General features: G+C 63.9%; 1 protein-coding gene. It reads right to left on the bottom strand.

Going from position 1 to position 255, the window contains the following annotated elements:
- On the bottom strand, nucleotides 1–255 hold a 255-nt coding region (locus IB241_RS28140), incomplete at both ends, for an AMP-binding protein (RefSeq protein ID WP_192301289.1).

Consider the following 255-nt stretch of genomic DNA (forward strand, 5'->3'; position numbering starts at 1 on the left):
ACCGCCACGCCCTTGGGCATGCCGGTGGAGCCGGAGGTGTAGATCACGTAGGCAAGGTTGTCGCCGTCCAACGCCACCTCTGGCGCGGTCTCGGCATAGTCCTCGGTGCGATCGATCGCCAGCACCTCTAGGCCCTCGGCAATCGGCAGTTGCGGCACCGCACGGCTGTGGGTCAGCAGCAATTGCGCGCGGCTGTCTTGCATCATATACAGCAGGCGATCACGCGGGTATTCGATGTCCAGCGGCACGTACACA

Origin of the sequence: Pseudomonas sp. PDM05 (assembly GCF_014851685.1) — a bacterium.
Lineage (GTDB): Bacteria > Pseudomonadota > Gammaproteobacteria > Pseudomonadales > Pseudomonadaceae > Aquipseudomonas.